This is a genomic window from Asanoa siamensis, assembly GCF_016862555.1.
GTDB lineage: Bacteria > Actinomycetota > Actinomycetes > Mycobacteriales > Micromonosporaceae > Asanoa > Asanoa siamensis.
Genome location: NZ_BONE01000013.1, coordinates 41,697 through 61,596 on the forward strand (window position 1 = coordinate 41,697; position 19,900 = coordinate 61,596).

General features: G+C 71.2%; 17 protein-coding genes. 8 read left to right on the plus strand and 9 right to left on the minus strand.

Annotated features, from left to right (window positions below; translation table 11 throughout):
* The first annotated feature begins 155 nt into the window (after positions 1-155).
* Together uvrB and Asi02nite_RS10785 are read left to right on the plus strand one after the other, a co-directional pair.
* Positions 156-2,288: an excinuclease ABC subunit UvrB gene (gene uvrB, locus Asi02nite_RS10780; protein ID WP_203712205.1), complete on the plus strand. Its 2,133-nt coding sequence runs from the start codon at positions 156-158 to the stop codon at positions 2,286-2,288.
* Positions 2,285-3,109, plus strand: coding sequence for an AraC family transcriptional regulator (locus Asi02nite_RS10785; protein WP_203712207.1), 825 nt, complete (start codon positions 2,285-2,287; stop codon positions 3,107-3,109). Before uvrB ends, Asi02nite_RS10785 begins: the two co-directional genes overlap by 4 nt.
* A 967-nt stretch (positions 3,110-4,076) precedes the next feature.
* Here the strand turns inward: Asi02nite_RS10785 and Asi02nite_RS10790 are convergent.
* Complete coding sequence (locus tag Asi02nite_RS10790; RefSeq protein WP_203712209.1) at positions 4,077-4,844, minus strand: SDR family oxidoreductase; 768 nt, start codon at positions 4,842-4,844, stop codon at positions 4,077-4,079.
* Positions 4,845-4,881: 37 nt separating this feature from the next.
* Here Asi02nite_RS10790 and Asi02nite_RS10795 point away from each other — a divergent pair, with 37 nt between their 5' ends.
* The gene (locus tag Asi02nite_RS10795; protein ID WP_203712211.1) at positions 4,882-5,370 is read left to right on the plus strand and encodes a GNAT family N-acetyltransferase; all 489 of its coding nucleotides are present in this window, start codon (positions 4,882-4,884) and stop codon (positions 5,368-5,370) included.
* On the opposite strand, the gene Asi02nite_RS10800 is transcribed toward Asi02nite_RS10795, so the two are convergent.
* Entirely contained in the window at positions 5,367-5,663 is a 297-nt protein-coding gene (locus tag Asi02nite_RS10800; RefSeq protein ID WP_203712213.1) for an antibiotic biosynthesis monooxygenase family protein, read from the minus strand. The two genes, Asi02nite_RS10795 and Asi02nite_RS10800, sit on opposite strands and share 4 nt — an antisense overlap.
* A 342-nt stretch (positions 5,664-6,005) precedes the next feature.
* Between Asi02nite_RS10800 and Asi02nite_RS10805 the strand changes: the two genes are divergently transcribed.
* Positions 6,006-7,010, plus strand: coding sequence for a TerC family protein (locus tag Asi02nite_RS10805; RefSeq protein WP_203712325.1), 1,005 nt, complete (start codon positions 6,006-6,008; stop codon positions 7,008-7,010).
* A gap of 235 nt (positions 7,011-7,245) precedes the next feature.
* Here Asi02nite_RS10805 and Asi02nite_RS10810 read toward each other — a convergent pair whose 3' ends face one another.
* Together Asi02nite_RS10810 and Asi02nite_RS10815 are read right to left on the minus strand one after the other, a co-directional pair.
* A complete protein-coding gene (locus Asi02nite_RS10810; RefSeq protein WP_239126632.1) occupies positions 7,246-8,157 on the minus strand; it encodes a C40 family peptidase in 912 nt (303 codons plus the stop codon).
* 180 nt (positions 8,158-8,337) lie between these two features.
* Positions 8,338-9,414, minus strand: coding sequence for a mandelate racemase/muconate lactonizing enzyme family protein (locus Asi02nite_RS10815; RefSeq protein WP_203712215.1), 1,077 nt, complete (start codon positions 9,412-9,414; stop codon positions 8,338-8,340).
* A 46-nt stretch (positions 9,415-9,460) separates the two neighbouring features.
* Between Asi02nite_RS10815 and Asi02nite_RS10820 the strand changes: the two genes are divergently transcribed.
* Complete coding sequence (locus tag Asi02nite_RS10820) at positions 9,461-10,255, plus strand: tyrosine-protein phosphatase (protein ID WP_203712217.1); 795 nt, start codon at positions 9,461-9,463, stop codon at positions 10,253-10,255.
* Here the strand turns inward: Asi02nite_RS10820 and Asi02nite_RS10825 are convergent.
* On the minus strand, positions 10,252-11,061 hold the full coding sequence (locus tag Asi02nite_RS10825) for a serine hydrolase (RefSeq protein ID WP_203712219.1): 810 nt from the start codon (positions 11,059-11,061) through the stop codon (positions 10,252-10,254). The two genes, Asi02nite_RS10820 and Asi02nite_RS10825, sit on opposite strands and share 4 nt — an antisense overlap.
* Positions 11,062-11,134: 73 nt before the next feature.
* On the opposite strand from Asi02nite_RS10825, the gene Asi02nite_RS10830 reads away from it, so the two are divergent.
* On the plus strand, positions 11,135-11,788 hold the full coding sequence (locus Asi02nite_RS10830) for a class I SAM-dependent methyltransferase (protein WP_203712221.1): 654 nt from the start codon (positions 11,135-11,137) through the stop codon (positions 11,786-11,788).
* On the opposite strand, the gene Asi02nite_RS10835 is transcribed toward Asi02nite_RS10830, so the two are convergent.
* Both Asi02nite_RS10835 and Asi02nite_RS10840 read right to left on the minus strand, forming a co-directional pair.
* Entirely contained in the window at positions 11,778-12,647 is an 870-nt protein-coding gene (locus Asi02nite_RS10835; RefSeq protein ID WP_203712222.1) for a transglycosylase SLT domain-containing protein, read from the minus strand. The two genes, Asi02nite_RS10830 and Asi02nite_RS10835, sit on opposite strands and share 11 nt — an antisense overlap.
* A 46-nt stretch (positions 12,648-12,693) precedes the next feature.
* Positions 12,694-14,148 carry a VTT domain-containing protein gene (locus Asi02nite_RS10840; protein WP_203712223.1) on the minus strand — a complete coding sequence of 485 codons (1,455 nt, stop codon included), beginning with the start codon at positions 14,146-14,148 and terminating at the stop codon, positions 12,694-12,696.
* A gap of 130 nt (positions 14,149-14,278) precedes the next feature.
* Between Asi02nite_RS10840 and typA the strand changes: the two genes are divergently transcribed.
* Positions 14,279-16,144, plus strand: coding sequence for a translational GTPase TypA (typA, locus tag Asi02nite_RS10845; RefSeq protein WP_203712224.1), 1,866 nt, complete (start codon positions 14,279-14,281; stop codon positions 16,142-16,144).
* Positions 16,145-16,229: 85 nt separating this feature from the next.
* Here the strand turns inward: typA and Asi02nite_RS10850 are convergent, their stop codons facing one another.
* Positions 16,230-17,339 (minus strand): DUF6884 domain-containing protein, encoded by a 1,110-nt coding sequence (locus Asi02nite_RS10850; protein WP_203712225.1) that lies wholly within the window; start codon positions 17,337-17,339, stop codon positions 16,230-16,232.
* Between the two features lie 35 nt (positions 17,340-17,374).
* Complete coding sequence (locus Asi02nite_RS10855; RefSeq protein ID WP_203712226.1) at positions 17,375-18,289, minus strand: amidohydrolase family protein; 915 nt, start codon at positions 18,287-18,289, stop codon at positions 17,375-17,377.
* Between the two features lie 116 nt (positions 18,290-18,405).
* On the opposite strand from Asi02nite_RS10855, the gene Asi02nite_RS10860 reads away from it, so the two are divergent.
* The gene (locus Asi02nite_RS10860; RefSeq protein ID WP_203712227.1) at positions 18,406-19,872 is read left to right on the plus strand and encodes a PhoX family protein; all 1,467 of its coding nucleotides are present in this window, start codon (positions 18,406-18,408) and stop codon (positions 19,870-19,872) included.
* Positions 19,873-19,900 lie beyond the last annotated feature (28 nt).

A 19,900-nucleotide genomic window follows, 5' to 3' on the forward strand; every position in this document is an offset into this window, starting at 1 on the left:
GAGGCCCGGTCTGGCGCCCGGTCGGCCGCCGCGAGCGGCCTACGCTCAAATGGTAGGGCGGTGACCTATCGCACACAATGACAATATCGAAGCCGATCACCTACGGACTGTCCGGTGGCGGGAACATGTCGTACCCCCGACGTAGTTTTAAGGGCATGACGCTGGACATCCCCCGCACCGACGGCCGCTTCGAGGTCGTCAGCGACTTCAAGCCGGCCGGCGACCAGCCGGCGGCCATCGACGGTCTTGAGCGTCGAGTGCGACAGGGTGACCGGCACTCGGTGCTCCTCGGTGCCACCGGCACGGGCAAGAGCGCGACCACGGCGTGGCTGATCGAGCGGCTGCAACGGCCGGCGCTGGTGCTCGCGCCCAACAAGACGCTCTGCGCCCAGCTCGCCAAGGAGTTCCGCGAGCTGCTGCCCAACAACGCCGTCGAATACTTCGTCTCCTACTACGACTACTACCAGCCCGAGGCCTACATCCCGCAGACCGACACCTACATCGAGAAGGACTCCTCGATCAACGAGGAGGTCGAGCGGCTCCGGCACTCGGCGACGATGTCGCTGCTCACCCGGCGTGACGTGGTGGTGGTCGCGACGGTGTCGGCGATCTACGGTCTGGGCACCCCGTCCGAATACCTCGACCAGGCGGTCCGGCTCAAGGTCGGCGCCCAGGTCGACCGTGACCAGGTGCTGCGCCGGCTGGTCGACATCCAGTACACGCGCAACGACATGTCGTTCACCCGCGGCACGTTCCGGGTCCGCGGCGACACGCTCGAGATCATCCCCGCCTACGAGGAGCTGGCCGTCCGGGCCGAGCTGTGGGGCGACGAGATCGAGAAGCTCTACTACCTGCACCCGCTGACCGGTGACGTGATCCGCGAGGTCGACGACCTGTTCATTTTCCCGGCCTCCCACTACGCGGCCGGCGCCGCGCGGATGGAGCGGGCGATCACCGGCATCGAGGCCGAGCTGGCCGAGCGGCTGGCCGAGCTCGAGGGGCAGAACAAGCTCCTCGAGGCGCAGCGGCTGCGGATGCGCACGACCTACGACATCGAGATGATGCGCCAGGTCGGGTTCTGCTCCGGCATCGAGAACTACTCGATGCACATCGACGGGCGCACCTACGGTGACCCGCCGTTCTGCCTGCTCGACTACTTCCCCGACGATTTCCTCACGGTGATCGACGAGTCGCACGTGACGATCCCGCAGATCGGCGGCATGTACGAGGGTGACGCGTCCCGCAAGCGGCTGCTGGTCGAGCACGGGTTCCGGCTACCCAGCGCGGCCGACAACAGGCCGCTGCGGTTCGACGAGGTGCTCGAGCGGGTCGGCCAGATGGTCTTCCTGTCGGCGACGCCGGGCCCGTGGGAGATGCGCGAGGCCGGCGGCGAGTTCGTCGAGCAGGTCATCCGGCCGACGGGCCTGATCGACCCCGAGGTGGTGGTCAAGCCGACCAAGGGCCAGATCGACGACCTGATGCACGAGATCAAGCTGCGTACGGACAAGGACGAGCGGGTGCTGGTCACCACGCTGACCAAGAAGATGGCCGAGGACCTCACCGACTACCTGCTGGAGCACGGCATCAGGGTGCGCTACCTGCACTCCGAGGTCGACACGCTGCGCCGGGTCGAGCTGCTGCGCGAGCTGCGCAAGGGCGACTACGACGTGCTGGTCGGCATCAACCTGCTGCGGGAAGGCCTCGACCTGCCCGAGGTGTCGCTGGTGTCGATCCTCGACGCCGACAAGGAGGGCTTCCTGCGCAGCGGCCGCTCGCTGGTGCAGACCATCGGCCGCGCGGCGCGAAACGTCTCGGGCCAGGTCCACATGTACGCCGACAAGATCACCCCGTCGATGGCCGAGGCGATCGACGAGACCAACCGCCGGCGGGCCAAGCAGGTCGCACACAACGAGGCCAACGGCATCTCGCCCGAGCCGCTCCGCAAGAAGATCCACGACATCCTCGACGACATCTACCGCGAGGCGGAAGACACCGAGGGTGCCCTCGGCGGCCACGGCCCCGGCGGCGCGATCGTCGGCGGTGGCGGGCGGCAGATGTCCCGCGGCAAGGGCCCGGTCCCGGAGACCAGGTCCAAGGGCAAGGCGGCGGCCCGCACGTCCAGCAAGGACATGGCCCGCCACGACCTGGCCCAGCTCATCCAGGACCTCAACGACCAGATGCTGGCCGCGGCCCGCGAGCTGCAGTTCGAGCTGGCGGCCCGCATCCGCGACGAGGTCCACGAGCTGAAGAAGGAGCTCCGCGGCATGGACGCGGCCGGAGTGAAGTGACCGACTACACCGTCGGAGCGCCCGGTGGGCTGCTCCGACGGGCCGTAGGCCCGTATGTCGGCTACGCCGAACGGGCCGCGGCACCACTCGCCCGCCGCGAGGTGGCGATCTCGCGGTGCGTGCTCATCCTTGGCTGGGGCGCGCCCCTCGACGTCCGCGACCCCCGCGGCCCGGCCGGCGGTGCGACCGCGGTGTCGTCGTTCGTCGGAGGCCTCTCCGACACGTGGGTCGACACGATCACGGCCCCGGGCGAGGCCACCGGCATCCAGCTGATGCTCGACCCGCTGGTCGCGGCCCGCATCCTCGGCCGCCCCTTCGGCGAGCTTGCCAACCGGGTGGTGGCGCTCGACGACCTCGACGGCCGCGCGCTGCGCACGGTCCGCGCCCTGCCGTCCCGCCTGGCCGCGGCCGCGGACTGGCCGACCCGCTTCGCGCTGCTGGACGAGACGCTCACGGCCCGCCTGACGGCAACAGGCCCGCCGGACCCACGCCTCGCCGCGGCCTGGCACCGCCTACGCCAGACGGCGGGCGCGGTCCCGATCGAGACCCTGGCGGCGGAGACGGGCTGGACCCGCCGCCACCTGAGCACCCTCTTCCGCCGCGAGCTGGGCCTACCACCAAAGCTCCTGGCCCGCCTGATCCGCTTCGAACACGCCTACGCCCAGTCGCCCCGCGCGGCAACCGCCGGCTGGGCCGCGGTAGCGGCCGACACGGGCTACTACGACCAGGCCCACCTGATCCGCGACTTCCACACGTTCACGGGCTCAACCCCCGCGCGCTTACCGCAACGCACAGAAGCGCCCGCCCTGCACCCGGCCTGACACCCGCCGTCGGGCATCTTCCAGGTCAAGGCCGGCCCCATGATCGCGGTTACCTTCCCGCGCGCCAGGTTCGCGGATCGCAAGTTTCGGCTCGGGCGGCTCGGTGATCCGCGGCGGGGGGCGGGCCGGATGGTCATTGCGTGCTGTCGGTGCGCCGACGAGGCGGCGCCATGCGGATCGCGGTGTTCGGGTTGGGGGTTCGGCGATCTGCGGCTGGACGCATGGTCGTTGTGACCCCCTGCGCGAGGTCGCGGTCGCACCGTTCAAGTCGGTGGCTGGGCGATCCGCTTACAGGGCTTCTAAGCCTGCGGCCCGGTCGGCGTGCGTTTCCCGGATCGACCCCGAACCCGGTTGCGCGTCTTGTGGCTGCGGCGACGGAGCGCGCGACTGCGTCCCGACGTCCGAATCCGGGCGCGATGGCCACCCGGGGCCTGGTGTTCAGCGCTTACGTGTTTTCGCGTGTGTGTACATCGGAGAACATGTCGGCGCGAATGCGTATCGGTCCGGGCGGAGGCTGCGGGCCGGTCGGGACAGGGCTGCACCTCGCGGCGGGTCCTCCGGCCCGAGCGTCTTGGCCGCGTGTGACGTCCTGCGGCCCGCTCGGCGTGGGTTTAGGATCGACCCCGAATCCGGTTGCTCGTCTTGTGGCTGCGGCGACGGAGCGCGCGACTGCGTCCTGACGTCCGGAACCGCACGTGATGGCAAGGCGGGGCCGGGGTGCGTCTGGCGCCTACGTGTTCTCGCGTGTGTGTACATCGGAGAACATGTCGGCCCGAATGCGGTATCGGTCCGGGCGCCGGGCTGCGGGGCCGGTCGGGACATGCCCGCACGGCCGCGGCGGGGCCTCGTGCGGTCGAGCGTCTTGGCCGCGTGCATCGACTGGGCGGTCGCCGCATTTCCGGAGCCATGGTTTGTCGTGCGCGGACCGAGGCGGGTCGTGCGGAGCGGGGGGTGACCCGTTGCCGGTTCAGCCGTAGCGGTTGAAGCCGCCCTCCGAATCGAGGACCTGGCCCGTGATCCAGGCTGCTTCCGGGGAGCAGAGCCAACCCACCAGCCGGGCCGCGTCGTCGGGGGTGCCCCAGGTGCCTGTCGGGAACATCTGGGCTACCGCGGCGTGGGTGTCCGGGTCCGCCCAGCCGGTGTCGGTCGGACCTGGGTTCAGGCAGTTGATCGTGATGCCGCGGGTCATCAGCAGCGTGCCCAGCTGGCGGGTCAGGTTCTCCACCGCCGCCTTGCTCACCGCGTACGGCAGCTCGCCCGTCATCGGGCCCAGGCGTTGGCCGCTCGAGAAGAGGACAACGCGGCCGGCGCCCGCGTCCGGGGTGTGGGCCGCCGCGAACGCCTCCACCAGCAGCATCGTCGCGCGGACGTTGACGATCAGGTGGCGGTCGATCTCCGTCGCGTCGAGGTGGCCGAAAGGGCCTGACGTCGAATAGGTGTGTACGGCCACCAGCGCGTCGATCCGGCCCAGGCGGTCCACGACCGACTTGACCAGGGCGGCGGGAGCCGCCGGGTCGGACAGGTCGGCGGGGGAGTAGTGGTGCGGGCCGCCGGGCAGCTCCGCCAGCACCCCCGCGAAGTCGTCCGGGTCCGCGCCGAAGGGCTGGTCCTCGTCGTATGCCCGCAGGCCGCTGGCCACCACGCGGTAGCCGTCGGCCGCGAGGCGCCGGATCACCGCCGTGCCGATGCCGATCCGGCGGCTCGTGCCCGTCACCAGCGCCACCCGTTCGATCATGCGAGCTACCTAACCACAGCCGTCGTACGATGTCGCGATGTTTGATCTCCAGCGGCTGGCCGCCGGACATGCCGCGGCGTTGCTGCGGTTCGAGCTGGAGAATCGGGCCTACTTCGCGCGGTCGATCTCCGATCGGGGCGACGACTACTTCGCCGAGTTCGCCGAGCGGCACGAGTTGCTGCTCGCCGAGCAGGCCGCCGGGCTGTGCCATTTTCACCTGGTGGTCGACGACGACGGCGCGGTCCTCGGCCGGTTCAACCTGGTCGACGTCGACCAGGGCAGCGCGGAGCTCGGCTTCCGGGTCGCCGAACGCGCCGCCGGCCAGGGGCTCGCGACCGACACCGTGCGGCGGATCTGCGAGCTGGCGGGCACCGACTACGGCCTGACGCGGCTCGTCGCCGCCGCCGCGCTCGACAACCCGGGGTCCCTCACCGTGCTGCGGCGCAACGGGTTCACACCCATCGAGGAGATCATCCTGGTCAACCGCCCCGGCCTTCGCCTCGGGCGTGACCTGACCAGCCGCTAGTCGGTGGTGACGTCCGTGAAGTGCTCGACGACCGGCGGGCCGGCGAAGTAGGGGCCGATCAGCGCGCGCCACCGCGGGAACCGGTCCGACTCGCGGAAGTTCTCCAGGTGGGCCTCGACGGAGTCCCATTCGACGAGGAGCACGAAGCGCGACGGCGACTCGATGCCGCGGGTCATCCGGATCGAGCGGAAGCCGGGCGTGCCCCGGACGATCGGGTGTGCCTTGCGGTAGGCGGCGGCGAACGCCTCCTCGTCGCCCGGCCGGATATCGATCAGCGCAACCTCGAGGATCATGCCGGGAAGCCTGCCATGATCCGGTGGCGACCAGCGAAATATCCTAGGACGCCGTGCACCGTGTGTCGCATCGCACGTGGTGACGGGCGACTCGCGGTGGTCGATGTGCCAAAACCAGGTGCGATGGGTGACAATGGCACCTGAGGAGGGGAGTATTCCCCGCGGCGTTGTCGTCAGCACGGCAGTCGTTCGGCGTTCGCCGGGCGTCCACCCGGCAGCGTCGGCCGCCCGGCTCATCCAGGCCGTGGTGGTGGAAGAGACCTCCCGACAGTCACGACTCAGCACGCCGCCCGCGCGGGCGACGTGGTCTGCCTGCCGGAGGTCTATTTGAACGCGCCCGACTTGCACGTGACCCCGCTCGTCTGGGGCATCACCCTGGTCGTCATGGTCGCGGTGCTGTTGGCGGACCTGCTGATCATCGGCCGCCGGCCGCATGAGCCGAGCATCAAAGAGTCGACCATCTGGGTGTCGATCTACGTCGGCCTCGCGGTGCTCTTCGGCCTCGGGCTCTGGTGGACCTCGGGCGCGACCTTCGCCGGCGAGTTCTACGCGGGCTGGCTGACCGAATACAGCCTGTCGATCGACAACCTGTTCGTCTTCGTGATCATCATGACGCGGTTCATGGTGCCGCGGCATCTGCAACAGGAAGTGCTGCTCGTCGGCATCATCCTGGCGCTGGTCATGCGGGGTGGCTTCATCGCCGCCGGGTCCGCGCTGATCAGCCAGTTCTCCTGGGTCTTCTACATCTTCGGCGCGTTCCTCGTCTACACGGCGATCAACTTCGCGCGCCAGGGTGAGCCCGACGAGGACGACTTCAAGGAGAACGTGATCATCCGTTGGGTACGGCGCGCCGTGCCCGTCTCGCGCGACTTCGACGGCGCGAAGATCACGACGACCGACAGCGCCGGGAAGCGGCTGTTCACGCCGATGCTGATCGTCATGATCGCGATCGGTACGACCGACCTGATCTTCGCGCTCGACTCGATCCCCGCGATCTTCGGTGTGACCAAGGAGCCCTACCTGGTCTTCACCGCCAACGTGTTCGCGCTGATGGGCCTGCGGCAGCTCTACTTCCTGCTCGGCGGCCTGCTCGACCGGCTGGTCTACCTCAACATCGGGCTGGCCTTCGTGCTCGGCTTCATCGGCGTCAAGCTGGTCCTCGAGGCGCTGGCCGGCAACAACCTGCCGTTCATCAACGGCGGCGAGCACATCGGCTGGGCACCGCACATCCCGATCTGGCTGTCGCTGACGGTGATCCTCGGCACCCTGTCCGTGGCGACGGTGGCGAGCCTGGTCAAAAGCTCCCGGGACAAGAAAAGGGACCGCGAGCTGACCCCGGTCGGCTGAGGCGGGCAACCCCAGGGCATGCGAAAACGCCGCTCCGGCCGTAAGGCCGGGGCGGCGTTCTCGCGGTGTCGGTGTGCATGTCGCCTCTCGGCGAGTGGCGCGACGCGGCTCCAGCCGAACGGTATTCCGCGAAGGCAATTTAGGTGAGGCCCGGGGACACTGAACACACCGACAGTCAGCTCAACGACCCACCCCGGCCGGTCATTCCCCGGGGCCGGCGAAAACCGGAAAAAGATCAGTCGGCGACCCGGTGCGCCGCCACCAGGGTCTCCTCGCGGGCGGCGGAGAGCGGCTCCTCGACCACCCGCCGCTGCGTGTAGCAGGCGTGCAGCATCCGCCGAGGCCCGCCGTCCTGGCCCGCGGTGACGATGCCCACGTGGTGGATGCGACGCCCGGGGCGGGCGAAGAAGTAGAGGTCGCCGGGCCGCTCCGAGCCCAGCGGCACCGACCGGGTCGCCGCCGCCTGGTCGGCCGCGTCGCGGGGGAGCGTCACCCCGAAGCGGCGCCACGACAGGTGGACCAGACCGGAACAGTCGATCCCGTACGCGGAGAGCCCGCCCCAGACGTAGGGCACGCCGCACAACCGCGTCGCCACGCCGAGCGCCGCCATCGGCCGCCCACCGGCGCCGGCGCCGGGCACCACGTCGGCGGCGGAAACCCAGAGCGTGTCTGAGCCGGCCCGCACCGGCACCCAGCCGTCGACCGCGGCGCCCACCGGCACCAGCCGGGTGCCGAGCATCACGTTCGCGAGCGCCACGGGCCCGCCGGGAGTGACCCGCAGGTCGGTCGAGGTCGCGTCGACGACAAGGGTGGTGTCGTCGACCGCGGGGTCGTCACCGGCCGGCACGAGTTGCTCGGCGGGAATCCAGCCCGGGTAGCCGCGCTGGTCACGGACGCCGGGCTGCTGCAGCGCGACCACCCGGACCCAGCCGTCGGCGCGCACCTCGTCGACCCGGACCCGCTCACCCAGCAGCAACTGGCTCAGCACACCGTCGCCGACCTGCTGTTCGGCCGACATCGACGCGACCCAGGAGGGGATGTCGGCGGTGCGCCCGAGCGCGCGGCTGTCGACCGGTCGGACCGCGTCGGGTGTGGACCACAGCGTCGCGACGGCCACCCGTACCATCGCGTCGCTGCCTGCCCGCACCGCTCGTTGCCTGTCCGTTCGCACTCGCCCGCCCCCCGTCCGCACCGCCGACGGGGTCCCCACCCCCTGACCGTCAGGCTACGAAACTCTTCGCCGGTGCTCAACCGTCCGCTGGAACTCTTCTTCATTCTGGCCGCTCGGCCGACCCCGATCGACCGACGGGCCGGCGGCGCCCGTCCGTCAGCCGGGCGGCAGCGTCAGACCGAGGCCGGGCGCGTCGGGGAGCACGACCGCACCCGGTTCGTAGCGCAGCCCGCCGACGACGGGGGACGACGACAGCCACCACGCGGCGTCCAGGTCGGCCACGGCCGACGTGCCCTGGGCGGCCACCAGGCTCGCGGCGGCACCGACACCGACCGGACCCTCCATCATCGTGCCGACGATCGAGCCCATGTCGTGCGCCTCGGCGAGGGCGAGCAGCGTACGGGCCGGCCCCAGGCCGCCGCACTTCGCGAGCTTCACGTTGACCATGTCGGCCGCCCGCGCGCGGATGACGGTGACCAGATCGCGCACCCCGTACACGGACTCGTCGGCCAGGATCGGCACGTCGACCCGGTCGGTGACCCAGCGCAGGCCCTCGATGTCGCGCGCGTCGACGGGCTGCTCGACGAGTTCGAGGTCGGCGCCGTCGTCCTGGGCCGCGCGGATGATCCGTACCGCTTCCTTGGCCGTCCAGCCCTGGTTGGCGTCGAGCCGGACGCGCGTCCCGGCGCCGGCGGCGGCGCGGACGTCGCGGATCCGGGCCAGGTCGCTGCCGGGATCGGCGCCGACCTTGACCTTGAGCACGGTGAACCCTTCGGCCACCCGGGCGCGCGCGGAGTCGGCGACACCGATCTCGTCGGCCGCGGTCAGCGTCACGTCCGTGGGCACCCGCCCGGTGGAGCCGCCCAGCAGCCGGGCCAGGGGTACGCCGAGGCGGCGCGCGGCCAGGTCGTGCAGCGCGACGTCGACAGCCGCCTTCGCCGCCTCGTTGCCGGCCACCGCCCGCGCGGTCGCCCGGCAGAGCGCGACGAGGTCGTCGGGGTCGCGGCCGAGCAGCAGCGGGCGCAGCATCGTGGTGACGCACGCCTCGGAGCCGGCCAGCGACGCCCCGGTGACCTGCCACACCTGCGGCGCCTCGCCGTACCCGGAGCGCCCGTCGCTGTCGACGATCTCGACGACCAGGGTCTCCATCGAGGTCGCGCGGCGCAGGGCCGTGACGAACGGCGTGTGCAGCGGCGCGCGTACCCGGTGGGTCCTGACATCCTCGATCGTCATATGCGGCACCCTATCCGGAGGGGCTGTGGACGACGGGAGTACGAGCATGACGAGGCAGTGGTCGTTGACAGGCGCGCCGAACGCCCGTGACCTCGGCGGACTCGTCGGCGCCGGCGGCCGGCCGGTGCGCTCCGGCGTGCTGATCCGGGCCAGCGGGCTGGGGCGCCTGGTCGACGACGACCTGCCGACGCTGGGCAAGCTCGGCCTGTCCTGCGTGCTCGACCTGCGCGCCGCGAGCGAGATCGAGGTCGCACCGCCGGACCGCCTGGTCGGCGAGCCGACGGTGGTGCACGTGCCGGTGCACGACCCCGAGCACCCCGTCTTCACGTACGTGTCGGCGGTGATGCTGGGTCATGACCTGTCCGCGTACGAGGCGCTGGCGCGGGAGGGCACCACCGGGGCGATGGAGGCGATCTACCGCTGGTTCGTCGCCGGCCCCGCCGCCGCGGTCGCGTTCAGCCGGGCCGTCCGGACGGTCGCCGAGGCGAGCAACCTGCCCCTGCTCTTCCACTGCAGCGCCGGCAAGGACCGCACGGGTTGGCTCTCGGTGATCCTGCTGACCGCGCTGGGGGTCGACCAGGAGGCGATCCTGGCCGACTACCTGCGCACCAACGAGCTCGCCGACGGTGTCAACGACGCGATCCTGGGCGCGATGCTGGTCCGCCGGCCGGGGCTGGACCTCGAGGCGATCCGGCCTGTGCTGGAGGCGCGCGAGTCGTACCTGGCCGCGGCCTATGCCGAGGTCGACCGGCTGCACGGCGGCATGGACGCCTACCTGCGCGACGTGCTCGGCATCGACGACGCGTTGCGGGCGACGCTGCGGGAGCGGCTGCTCGACTAGTGGCGGTTGGCCCAGGCCGCGCGCGAGACCCCCGCGACCAGGGCGCACGCCGCGTCGTCGGCCAGGCTCGTCGAGGTGCAGACCACCACGGTGTACGGCGGCGCGTCAGTGGGGAAGACCACCCCGGCGCCGTGGCGTACGCCCGTGATCCAGCCGTTCTTGTGTGCCACCCGGGTGCCGGGCGGCAGGCCGGCGACCAGGTCGTCGCGGTGCTCGTTGGCCTCCAGCAAGGCGAGCGCCCCGGTCGGGTCCGGGACGAGGTCGCCGGCTACCAGCTCGCCGAACAGGCGGGCCAGGTCGCCGGCCGTGACGAGGTTGTCGAGGCCGGCTTCGCGGGCGGCGGCGTCCTCGATGCCGCGGGCGGTGACGCTGTGGGTGGCGCCGGCGAGCCGCCAGACCTCCTGGGTCGCCGGGATGCCGACGGCGCCCAGGCACAGGTTGGTGGCCAGGTTGCCGGAGCGGACGATCATCTGGCGCGCGAGGTCGCGCAGCGTGCTGGCCTTGCCGAGCAGCGCCCAGGTCGCGGTGTCGCTGTCCTCGGCGGGGTCGTTGGCGTAGGGTTCGGCGCCCGGCAGCGCGGACTCGTGTCTGTTGTGGACGGTGACGGCGGCGTCGAGGTCGAGCCGGCCCGCCGCGGCGGCGCGGTGGAGGGCGACCAGCACGCCGACCTTCATCGTGCTGGCCGCGTAGTGCGTCGCGTCGGCCGCCCGCGCGTAGACCGGCGCGCCGCCGACGGGCCCGACCCAGGCGGCGGCGGTGCCCGGCGCGGCGGCCAGCGCGGCGTCGACCTCGTCCCAGCTCTTCACGGGGTCGACGATAGTGGTGCGCTGTCCGCGAACATCGCCCCGCCCGGCCGGATCGTCGGGCTAGCGTGCCGGCATGGCCGCGTACGACGCCCACGCCGACTGGTACGAGGACTACACGCGTTCCGTCTCGTCCTATATGGACAGGGTGCGGGCGCACCTGGCCGCGTTGCTCGGCCCAGGCAGCGGCACCTGCCTCGACCTGTGCTGCGGTGGGGGAGCGCACGCCGCGACGATCCGGGAGTTGGGCTGGCGGCCGGTCGGGGTCGACCTGTCCCGCGGGCAGTTGCGCTGGGCGCGCGGCCGGCTGCCGGTCGCCAACGGCGACGCGACCCGGCTGCCGCTGCGCTCCGCCGGCCTGCCGGCGGTGGCCTGCGTGCTGGCGCACACGGACGTGCCGGACTACGCGGCGGTGGTCCGGGAGGCGGCCCGGGTGCTGGCGCCCGGCGGACGGTTCGTGCACGTGGGGGTGCACCCGTGCTTCGTCGGTGCGTTCGCGGACCGCTCGGACGCGGCGCTGGTGACGATCAGCCCGCGGTACGCGGACACGGCCCACACCTACGACGCCTGGGCCCCGCACGGGGTCCGGGCGCGGGTGGGAGCCTGGCACGTGCCCATGGCGGCGATGCTCAACGCGGTGGCCGCCGCGGGCCTGCACCTCGAGACGGTCGCCGAGTCAGGCCCGAACGGCATCGCCGACACGTTCGCCTTCAGCGCGCTCAGAAGCTGAGGCACTCACAGTTCTTCATCAGGGAGCGGACGTTGTCGACGTAGCGCGGGTTGGGTATCACCAGGCCGTTGCTGGTGTCGACCGCGCCCGGCCCGAAGTTGTAGGCCGCGATCACCGCGTTGAGCAGGCACAGGTCGTCGTGGCTGGCGCAGTCGGCGGGGTCGGCGGAGTAGTCGCCCTTGAAGTAGACGTCGCCGAAGTATTTGATCAGCCAGGCCAGGTAGTTGGCGCCGAGCGCCGCGTTGTCCTCGTAGTCCTTGATGTCGTAGCTCTTGTCGAACCGCTGGTTGACGAACGCCGCGGTGTCGGGCATGACCTGCATGAGCCCGATGCCGCCGTCGCAGGCGATGATGTTGGACTGCCAGCCGCTCTCCTGGTAGGCGGTGGCCTTGACCAGGTCGAGGGGCACCTTGAGGCTCGGTGCGCTGGTCGGCCAGTAGGTGCGGCCGGCCGCGTCGGTCAGCGCGGCCTTGGCGGCGGCCCGGCTGGCCTGCGTGCCCTCGTACTTCGGCTTGGTGCAGCCCTCCGCGGGCTTCGGCGGCGGCGGAGCCTTCACCTCGTTGGTGGCCTTGCGCGGCGGGCTCTTCCTGGTCGGGGTGGTCTTGCGGGTCTGCTTCGGCGAGGGCGTCGGAGACTTCGTCGGCGCGGCGCCCAGACCGGTGTCGGCGTCGGCGTCGGCGTCCGGCTCCTCGGTGGCGTCCCAGGCGTTGGCCTCGTCGCTCGTCGTGGACCCGGCGGCGGCCGCGCTGTCGAGACCGCTGCCGGCGTTGGCCGGCGTGCCCTTATCGGCGCATCCGCCGGCCGCCAGGGCCAGCACCACCGCGCAGACCGCGATCGCGTAACGGCGTGAGCTTCCCATCGCACCTCCCCGTGATCGGGGGGACGCTATCAGCCGCGAACCGCTTTCACCGCCCCGGTTGCGCCGTCTGGGGTGCCGCGGCCAGCCCCGCGTCGTCGGCCTCGGGCCGCTTCTCGACCGCCGGTGCGGCGTACCCGATGGGCTCCTCGCTCTCCTCGTCGTCGCGGCTGGCCCAGGCGACCATGAAGAAGAGCGTCCACATCACGCCGAGCAGCACCGACGCGACGATCTCGCTGGCCAGGCTCCAGCCCAGGTAGAGGCGGGCGCCCGAGAGGCTCGCGATGAAGGCGGCCGCGACCGTCCACAGCGCCACCCGCAGCGGCCAGTGCCGGCCCCGGGAGAGCAGCCAGGCCAGGGTGCAGAAGCCGGCGGTGATCACGGCGTTCTGGCTGGGGAACAGGCCGGAGACCGACGAGTTGGCGGGGGTGAGCGCGCCCGCCCGGGTCAGGTCGGAGATCACCGCGAGCAGCACCAGCGGCACGAACGCGCCGGCCGTGCCGATCACGGTGACCAGGTCGCCGCGCCACGGCCGGTGCTTCCACGCGAGCGCGACCGCGACCAGGGCGACGGCGATGATCAGCAGGGAACCGCGCAGCACGCCGAGGGTGTCGCGGGCGGCCTCGACGGCGGGGCCGGTGCGGCGCAGCGCGAACCAGCCGGCGATGTTGTCGTCGATGATGCTCAGGCCGCTCTGGTCGACCGCCCACTTCATCACGAACGCGAGCCCGAAGGCGAGGCCGAACAGCAGCGCGATGCCGGCGACCAGGTTGGCGAGCAGTGCCCAGCCCCGCCCGATCCGCATGGTGAGCATGAAGAACAGGACACCGAAGCGCTGGTTGACCCAGCGCATCGGGGGCAGCGCGCCGGCCCGGGCGACCAGCGCGCGCCACGGGTCGGGGTTGCGGCCGAGCCAGCGACCGGCGAGCACGATGACGATCAGGGTGCCGATCAGGGTCAGCACGGCACTGGTCGCCTTGCCGAAATACTCGGAGACGGTCTCGTACGACTCGCCGGCCACGTACCCGACCAGCACCGACGCTCCGACGAAGAGGATCACGCCGGGCGGGTTCCAGAGCACGAAGCGGCGGTACGGCATGCCGGTGGCACCGGCGAGGCGGGGCACGAGCGTACGGGCGAACGCGACGAACCGGGCGACCATGATGCCGCGGCCGCCCATCCGGTGCAGCAGCCCCTCGGCCTTGGCCCAGCGCTCGGCACCGACCCGCTCGCCCCAGCGCCCCTCGCGTAGTCGGGCGCCCGTGCGGCGACCGGCCCGGAAGGCGAGCGAGTCACCGACCAGCCCGGCGACGATCATCAGCGCGAGCGTCAGCCGCAGGTCCAGCGTGCCCGTGTATGACAGAAATCCGACGAGCAGCAGCGTCGCCTCGGCCGGGAACACCAGCCCCAGCAGCACCGCTGTTTCGCCCGCTATCAGTGTGAAGGCGATCACGTAGATGACGGCCGGCGGTAAATCCGCCAGTCGTGTCAGTAGATCGACCATTGCGTCCCCCGGCCCACCGAACCAGCATGCCAGTGCGTAAGGGTCCAGAAACAGGCAATAACCAGAGATCCGGGCCACCTCCGGGATACCCCGACGGGGTCGGCGATCGACGACCAAGGAGGATGGAGGTATGCCGACCCGTTCCGATCTCCGCAACGTCGCCATCGTGGCCCACGTCGACCACGGCAAGACGACCCTTGTCGACGCGATGCTGCGCCAGGGCGGCCAGTTCCACGCGCGTGCCGAGATGACCGACCGCGTGATGGACTCGATGGACCTCGAGCGCGAGAAGGGCATCACCATTCTCGCGAAGAACACCGCCATCACGTACGCGCCCGCCGAAGGCGACCCGGTGGTCATCAACATCATCGACACCCCGGGCCACGCCGACTTCGGCGGTGAGGTCGAGCGCGGCCTCACCATGGTCGACGGCGTGGTGCTGCTGGTGGACGCGAGCGAGGGCCCGCTGCCGCAGACCCGCTTCGTGCTGCGCAAGGCCCTGGCGGCCCGCATGCCGATCATCCTGGTGATCAACAAGGTGGACCGCCCGGACGCGCGGATCAAAGAGGTCGTCGACGACACGTACGAGCTGTTCCTCGATCTCGACGCGGACGACTCGCAGATCGACTTCCCGATCGTGTACGCCTGCGCCCGCGACGGCATCGCGTCCCTGACGCAGCCGGCCGACGGCACGGTGCCGACCGACAGCGACTCGCTGGAGCCCCTGTTCCGGGTGCTGCTGGACTCCATCCCGGCGCCGTCGTACTCCGAGGACGCGCCTCTGCAGGCCCACGTGACCAACCTCGACGCCTCGCCGTTCCTCGGCCGGCTGGCCCTGTGCCGGGTCCGCGAGGGCACGATCCGCAAGGGCCAGACGGTGGCCTGGTGCAAGACCGACGGGACGACCGAGCGGGTACGAATCTCCGAGCTGCTGATGACCGAGGGCCTGGAGCGCAAGCCGGCGGAGTCGGCGGGCCCGGGCGACATCATGGCGGTCGCCGGCATCCCCGAGATCATGATCGGCGAGACGCTGGCCGACGCGGAGGACCCGCGCCCGCTGCCGCTGATCACGGTCGACGAGCCCGCGATCTCGATGACGATCGGCACCAACACGTCGCCGCTGGTCGGCAAGGTCAAGGGCGCGAAGGTCACCGCCCGGATGGTCAAGGACCGCCTCGACCGCGAGCTGATCGGCAACGTGTCGCTGAAGGTCCTCCCGACGGAACGCCCGGACGCGTGGGAGGTCCAGGGCCGCGGCGAGCTCGCCCTGGCGATCCTGGTGGAGCAGATGCGCCGCGAGTCGTACGAGCTGACGGTCGGCAAGCCACAGGTCGTGACGCGCGAGATCGACGGCAAGGTGTGCGAGCCGGTGGAGCGGCTGACGATCGACTCGCCGGAGGAGTACCTGGGCGCGATCACCCAGCTGCTGGCGACCCGCAAGGGCCGGATGGAGCAGCTGGTCAACCACGGCACGGGCTGGATCCGGATGGAATGGCTGGTGCCGGCCCGCGGTCTCATCGGCTTCCGGACGGAGTTCCTCACCGACACGCGCGGCACCGGAATCCTGCACCACGTGTTCGAGAGCTACGAGCCGTGGTTCGGGGAGCTGCGTACCCGTGGCAACGGTTCGTTGGTCGCGGACCGCTCGGGCCCCGTGACGGGCTTCGCGATGCTGAACCTGCAGGAGCGGGGGACGCTGTTCGTGGAGCCGGGCACGGAGGTCTACGAGGGCATGATCGTGGGTGAGAACTCGCGCTCGGACGACATGGACGTCAACATCACGAAAGAAAAGAAGCTGACGAACATGCGCTCGTCGACGGCTGACGAGACGGAGAAGGTGATTCCGCCGCGGAAGCTGTCGTTGGAGCAGGCTCTGGAGTTCTGCCGTGAGGACGAGTGCGTCGAGGTGACCCCGACGGCGGTGCGGATCCGCAAGGTGGTCCTGGACCAGACGATCCGCGGGCGGGCAGCGGCCCGCCGCAAGCACGCCGGCTGAGCCCCGCGGTGTGGGCAGCGGTGGCAACCGGATCGATCGGCGCCCGCGGGCGCCGAGGTGGTCCGGTTGCCGGGGCGCACGGAGGCTAGAGCCGGTGCCGGCCGCGTAGTCGGGTGAGTTGCGCGCGGACAGGTGTGGCCGGCATGCCCTTCAGGTTCAGCGGTGGGTCGAGGTCCTTGAGGACCGTCTCCTCGAGGCGGCCGAGTGTGTCGGCGTCCGCGTAGGGGACGGTGACGACCTTCAGGCGGTCGTGCATCCAGGACGTCAGCGCCGGTTCGTCGATGCTGTCGCTGCCCGCCGCGGCGGCGAGGATCGCGCCGAGTGTGCGCCGGAGCGTGGAGAACTCGTGGTTTCCGCCGAGGTGCATGCCCGCGATGCGGGCCCACAGCGTGTTCGTCGACCGCCTGCCGCTCGGCCATCTGGTGGCGCCAGCGGTTCCGGCGTAGATGATCCCCGAGGCGATCGGGAAGCCCAGCCCGCGGGACAGGTCGAGGGCGCCGGGCGCATCGACCCACCAGCAGTAGAGGCCGGTCACGCGGAGGCCGGCGCCCTGCCGGTCCAGGAACTCTTCTGGAGTCACCGCGGCCCCTCGTGACCGCAGGCGGTCGATGACCAGGTCCGACTCCGCCGGTTCGCGCGCACCGGCGCCGGCCGCGTCGTACCAGGCGAGGCGCTCGCCCATCGTCAGACCGTGCAGCGGGAGCATCAGGCCGGCACCCTTGGTGGCGAGCGGTCCGCTGATGGCGTCGACGTACGCCGCCCCGGCGTGGACCTCGACCACGCGTCCGGTCAGTGGGCCGGCGAGGAGCTCGAGCCGCTCCGCCACCCAGCGTCCCCACGCCGACCGATAGCCGGCGGGCGTGTCGGGCAGGTACCGCTCGTACGGCGCCAGCCACTCGTCGGGTCCCACCAGGCCGTGTTCGGCGGAGAGGATGAACCAGGGAACTCCGCTGCGTTCGGCGTACGCCCGCTCCTTCTTGAACAGCGCGGAAACATACAGGTCGCGGGCGGCGGCCGGCACGCCGCGCTTCTCCTTGACGCAGGTGACCAGCAGCAGATCCGCGGGACCGCGCGGGACCGCGGGCAGCTCCGGTGAGCCGGCCCGTACGAAGGTGACCTCCACACCAGGGACCACCTTGTCGATGGCGTAGCCGGCGGTCGGAGCCGAGTCGAGAGCTTCGCGCAGCGGTTCCATGTGGTCAGTCTTCAACACGGGCCTCGCCGGCGGCATTAGTCGATCGTGGCGCCTTCCGCGGCGTTGAGGTTGAAGAGGCGTGACGCGTTGTCCCAGCAGACCGCGCGCAGCCAGTCGTCGCCGAAGTCCAGAGCGGCCAACCCCGCCAACTGACGCGCGTACGCATAGGGGATGTTCGGGAAATCCGATCCGAGGAGGACCTTGCCGGCCTCACCCAGGGCGTGTAACCGCGGCAGTTCCGACCGGGGGAACGGTTGCGCCGCGTCGAAGAAGTCCGTGAACATCATCGTCGTGTCCAGGGCGACCCCCTCGTAGTCCTCCGCCAGCCGCAGGAAGTCGACATACTCCGGCGCGCCCAGGTGGGCGATGATCGCGCGCAACCGCGGATGCCGCGCCAGGACCGCGCCGAACGGTCCCGGACCCGTGTGGCCGTGGGCGACCGGGCCCGAGCCGGCGTACACCACGACCGGCACCTGCGCCTCGGCCAGCAGGCCCCACACCTCGTCGAGCAGCGGGTCGGCCGGGTGGAAGTCGGCGACCTGCAGGTGCAGCTTGAACAGCCGGGCACCCGACGAGAGAGCGGCCCGGGTGTAGGCCGACGCCGACGGCTCCGGGTAGAACGTCGCGCACGGCAGACAGCCGGGGGTACGGGCGGCGAAGTCGAGCGTCCACGCGTTGAGGTCGGCCGCCATCCCGGGGCGGTGCGCGTAGGCGAGCGCGCTGAACACCCGTACCCCCATGCCCCGCAGATGGGCGACCCGCTCCGCATCCGGCCAGCGGTAGCGGATCGGCCACGGCATCCCGACCAGCGGCCCCGCGTCGTCGAAATGCGCCCACACCCGGCGCATCATCCGGTCCGGCAGGAAATGCGTGTGCACGTCGGCCAGGCCTGGCAACCCCAGCGCCTGCCAGAAGGCCGGCACGTCCTCGTCGTCCAGCAGCCGCGGCATGCGAGCCAACCTACCCCCGGCGAAGATGGCCGAAAGGTTAACTCCTGGCCAACCAGCGGTTGCGCGTACACCGGGACCTCGTGAGGATCGATGGATTCCCGACAAAGGAGTCCTGGATGTCTGACCTTGATCGCCGTTCCTTGTTGCGGGGTGTTGCCGCTGCCGCCGGAGGTGTCGCGCTCGGTGGGCCGTTCCTCGGGTTCGTCAACCGTGACGCGGCCAGCGCCGCCCGACCCCGCCGGCCCCTCGTCGACGACGTCGCCGACCTGCGTGACGGGCAGGTTCGGCTGCACGTGCCCGCCGGTTTCCGCTACCGCTCCTTCCATGACACCGAGTCACCGATCACGCTCGACGACGGCACCGCGCTGCCCGGCCGGCACGACGGCATGGGGGCCTTCCGCGGGAGGGACGGCGACGTCGTCCTCGTCCGCAACCACGAGATCAACGGCCCGGGCGCCGCGTTCGGGCCGCGTACCCCTTATGACCCGATGGCCCGGGGCGGCACCACGACCGTCCACACGACGCGGTACGGCGAGGTCAAGCGCGCGTACACCAGCGTCAACGGCACCATGATGAACTGTTCCGGCGGCCGGATGCCCTGGGGCAGCTGGGTGACCTGCGAGGAGACCGTCAACGGGCCCGACGTCGGGCCGGATTTCACGAACGTCTCCAACATCCCGCTGACCCAACCGCACGGGTACGTGTTCGAGGTGCCCGTCAAGGGTGAGGCCAGCGGCGAGCCGCTCACCGCGGCCGGGCGGTTCACGCACGAGGCCGTCGCCTGGGACCCGCACTCCGGCTACCTCTACCTCACCGAGGACAGCTTCGAGTTCCCGTCCGGCTTCTTCCGCTACAAGCCGCGGCGCGACCCGATGCGGCTCGGTCACCTCGACAACAAGGGGCGGCTGCAGATGCTCGCCGTCCGCAAGCGCCCCAACATCCACCTCGAGGGCGAGCAGCGGCGCGGCGCCACGTACGACGTGAAATGGGTCGATATCGACGATCCCGCGCCGCGCTTTCCCTACACTCCCGGCGAGACGGCGCCGACGAGCAACGACGATGCCACCGTGTACGTGCCGCGGCAGGGCTGGGAGCAGGGGGCGGCCTACTTCTCCCGCCTGGAGGGCGCGGTCTACGACGACGGGGTCATCTACTTCACCTCGACGCAGGGTGGCGGCGAGCCGGAGACGGAGATCGGACCACACCCGACCGGCGGGTACGGCAACGGGTCAGGCCAGATCTGGGCCTACTACCCGAAGCACGAGGTGCTGCGGGTCGTCTACCAGTCGCCGGGGCCGGACACTCTCGACTTCCCGGACAACGTGACCACCAGCCCGCGCGGCACGCTGGTCGTGTGCGAGGACAACACCAACGACAACTACCTGCGCGGGCTCACCCGGCACGGGGACCTGTTCGACATCGCGCTGAACCGGCTGACGTCCTCGACCGGCACGACCCGGTACAACGACGAGTTCGCCGGGTCGACGTTCAGCCCCGACGGGCGGACGCTGTTCGTCAACATCCAGGCGAGCGCGGGCATGACGTTCGCCATCTGGGGTGACTGGCGCGGGATCGGCGTGTGACCGGCGGCGCGGGCGGTGGCTGGGTACG

Excerpts from the sequence above, each read along its gene's own strand:
- Asi02nite_RS10790 (WP_203712209.1), bottom strand. The coding sequence starts at position 4,844 with ATGATCGAACGGGTGGCGCTGGTGACGGGCACGAGCCGCCGGATCGGC.
- Asi02nite_RS10850 (WP_203712225.1), bottom strand. The coding sequence starts at position 17,339 with ATGGAACCGCTGCGCGAAGCTCTCGACTCGGCTCCGACCGCCGGCTAC.
- Asi02nite_RS10855 (WP_203712226.1), bottom strand. The coding sequence starts at position 18,289 with ATGCCGCGGCTGCTGGACGACGAGGACGTGCCGGCCTTCTGGCAGGCG.
- Asi02nite_RS10835 (WP_203712222.1), bottom strand. The coding sequence starts at position 12,647 with ATGGGAAGCTCACGCCGTTACGCGATCGCGGTCTGCGCGGTGGTGCTG.
- Asi02nite_RS10815 (WP_203712215.1), bottom strand. The coding sequence starts at position 9,414 with ATGACGATCGAGGATGTCAGGACCCACCGGGTACGCGCGCCGCTGCAC.
- Asi02nite_RS10795 (WP_203712211.1), top strand. The coding sequence starts at position 4,882 with ATGTTTGATCTCCAGCGGCTGGCCGCCGGACATGCCGCGGCGTTGCTG.
- typA (WP_203712224.1), top strand. The coding sequence starts at position 14,279 with ATGCCGACCCGTTCCGATCTCCGCAACGTCGCCATCGTGGCCCACGTC.
- Asi02nite_RS10860 (WP_203712227.1), top strand. The coding sequence starts at position 18,406 with ATGTCTGACCTTGATCGCCGTTCCTTGTTGCGGGGTGTTGCCGCTGCC.
- Asi02nite_RS10840 (WP_203712223.1), bottom strand. The coding sequence starts at position 14,148 with ATGGTCGATCTACTGACACGACTGGCGGATTTACCGCCGGCCGTCATC.
- Asi02nite_RS10800 (WP_203712213.1), bottom strand. The coding sequence starts at position 5,663 with ATGATCCTCGAGGTTGCGCTGATCGATATCCGGCCGGGCGACGAGGAG.
- uvrB (WP_203712205.1), top strand. The coding sequence starts at position 156 with ATGACGCTGGACATCCCCCGCACCGACGGCCGCTTCGAGGTCGTCAGC.
- Asi02nite_RS10820 (WP_203712217.1), top strand. The coding sequence starts at position 9,461 with ATGACGAGGCAGTGGTCGTTGACAGGCGCGCCGAACGCCCGTGACCTC.
- Asi02nite_RS10830 (WP_203712221.1), top strand. The coding sequence starts at position 11,135 with ATGGCCGCGTACGACGCCCACGCCGACTGGTACGAGGACTACACGCGT.